The sequence below is a fragment of the Peribacillus sp. P4_C12 genome, from assembly GCF_056402095.1.
Genome location: NZ_JBFUIB010000549.1, coordinates 1 through 2,316, shown reverse-complemented (window position 1 = coordinate 2,316; position 2,316 = coordinate 1). Strand labels below are relative to the sequence as shown.

Annotated in this window: 3 protein-coding genes; all 3 read left to right on the top strand. The window is 33.8% G+C overall.

Translation table 11 applies throughout. From position 1 onward, the window contains the following. The first annotated feature begins 203 nt into the window (after positions 1–203). From AC1DUW_RS26295 to AC1DUW_RS26285, 3 genes are read left to right on the top strand one after another with little or no spacing between them, the layout of a single operon-like run. A complete protein-coding gene (locus AC1DUW_RS26295) occupies positions 204–779 on the top strand; it encodes a LysE family translocator (protein ID WP_053345575.1) in 576 nt (191 codons plus the stop codon). 25 nt (positions 780–804) lie between these two features. Continuing rightward, entirely contained in the window at positions 805–1,581 is a 777-nt protein-coding gene (locus tag AC1DUW_RS26290) for an AraC family transcriptional regulator (RefSeq protein ID WP_053345576.1), read from the top strand. A 33-nt stretch (positions 1,582–1,614) separates the two neighbouring features. Further along, the gene (locus AC1DUW_RS26285; protein WP_053345577.1) at positions 1,615–1,989 is read left to right on the top strand and encodes a hotdog family protein; all 375 of its coding nucleotides are present in this window, start codon (positions 1,615–1,617) and stop codon (positions 1,987–1,989) included. The last annotated feature ends 327 nt before the right edge of the window (positions 1,990–2,316 follow it).

Here is a 2,316-nt window from a genome sequence, read left to right as displayed (position 1 = left end):
CAGGTGCTTTACTTCAATAAGGGAGGTTGCTGAAGCAACCTTTTTGTTATGCAACTAAAGGGGCAGATTAGTTGAAGAAGAACCATCTAAATTTGTAGAGTTAACTTTATAAAAGCTTTATATACTCCTGCAATAATATACTATATGCCATTTAAATTTAAGATGTACAGTTATATGAGGATATCTTGAAAGGAGTTTTCCTCATGAATATTACATCTTTTATCATGTATTGTTTTATTGTTACTTTTACACCAGGACCTACTAATATCGTCATATTATCCACAGTGCATAATTCTGGGACAAAAAAGGCAATGGAATATACGTATGGAGCAACTATTGCTTTTGGTTTATTACTTGTTATTTCTGCTATGTTGAATACTATACTTATAACGATAATACCCAAAATTTTAATTGTTATGCAGATAATCGGAAGCTTTTATATATTGTATCTCGCTTATCAAGTTTACAAAACGGATACATCAAAACCAACTGTAAACCAATCTGGTACGTTTATGTCAGGCTTCCTTACGCAGTTTTTAAATCCAAAGGTGGTAGTATTTACAATGACTGTAATTCCTACCTATGTTATGCCCTACAATGTCTCAAAGCCTGCGGTTACAATAAGCGTAATTGCTATAACTGTTATTGGATTTTTAGCATTTATTACATGGGTACTTTTCGGTGCAATCTTCAAGGAGTTTTTACAGAAGCATAAAAAAACTGTTAATGTAATGATGGCATTGTTTTTAGTTTATGCTGCAATAATGATATGGATGTAGGTAAGCTAATTAAGAGGTGAATTTAATGGACAAATTTATCTATAAAAAATCGGCAGGTATTACCGCGTTGTCAGCAAGTATGACTGATTTTACGTATAAAAAGCATTCTCACAAGGAGTATGCAATAGGTGTAACATTGCGTGGTATTCAACATTATAACTTGGATGGCAGTTTACAATTATCATATCAAAATGGTGTTATGCTTTTTAATCCAGAACAGGCACATGACGGAAGGGCACATGATGAGACAGGCCTTGATTATGTGATGCTATATATTGAGCCACAATTGCTTTTAGAGGTTATTGAGAAAAAGGATATAGTACGTTTTTCAAACCCTATTGTGTATAATAATAGACTTGAACAAAGAATATTAAATCTTTCTAATGCAATATTGAGTGGAAAGGATGAGGCTTTGTGCAGTGAATTACTTTTATCCCTCACAGATAGCCTTATTCAAACTAATCTTTCTACAGACTATAAGAAAGATAACGTTCTAATTAGAAAAGCAAAGGATATGTTTCATACCAACTTAGAAAATGTACTTAAACTTGACGAGATATGTAAAGAGCTTAATTTGTCAAAATTTAAATTTATCAGATCATTCAAGGCCCATACTGGAATTTCACCATACCAATACTTTCTTAACTGCAAGATAGAACGTGCAAAGCAGTTAATAGAAAAAAAACGAGATATTTATTCAGCAGTAGCTGAATGTGGTTTTGTTGATTTAACCCATTTAAATAAACACTTTAAAAGCGTATATGGAACAACAGCATTTGAATATATGTCACATTTAAATTGAGATAAATGGATTTAAAATAAAGGGGGAATAAAATTGTCTTTAAAAGTAGGAGATATTATTACATTTAAACGGACTTTCACAGCAGAAGATGTTGAATTGTTTACTAAAATCTCAGGTGATGAAGGCTCTCACCATGTTACTCCTGATGAACAGGGAAGACTTGTAATACAGGGATTACTAACCGCTACCTTACCAACAAAAGTAGGAGGCGATAACAACGTACTATCTCGTACTATGAATTTTGAGTTTTTAAGACCAGTATTTACGGATGATACAATAATTTGTGAAGTAACAATTGAGCAATTTGAAAAGCAGGTTAATAGAACACATATTACTGCCTGCTTTTTGTGCAAAAATCAAAATCAGAAGGAAGTGCTGAGAGGGGATTTTTCAGGAGTGATACTATAATTTCTTCTTGAAGTTCTACAACAAACGAAAAAGAACTTGGAAAGTTTCCAAGTTCTTTTTATTAAAATTTTATCTAGTCTTTAAGTCATAAAGTAACATTACATTAATGTAACGAATGATTGTGAACAGTTTCACTTAAACTAACGGGTGCGTTAGCTKWAGATCAGWGCTGTCTTTAAGGCAGCTTTTTCGTGCGCCCGGCATGGGTGCAATCTATAGGGTGAAAGTCCCGAACCATGAAGGCAGTAGTAGTGGTTAGCTTAATGCAAGGGTGTCCACGGTGACGTGGAATCTGAAGGAAGCAAGCGGCAAACCTCCGGTCTGAGG

Coding starts and splice junctions, on each gene's coding strand:
- AC1DUW_RS26295 (WP_053345575.1), top strand. CDS start 204: ATGAATATTACATCTTTTATCATGTATTGTTTTATTGTTACTTTTACA.
- AC1DUW_RS26290 (WP_053345576.1), top strand. CDS start 805: ATGGACAAATTTATCTATAAAAAATCGGCAGGTATTACCGCGTTGTCA.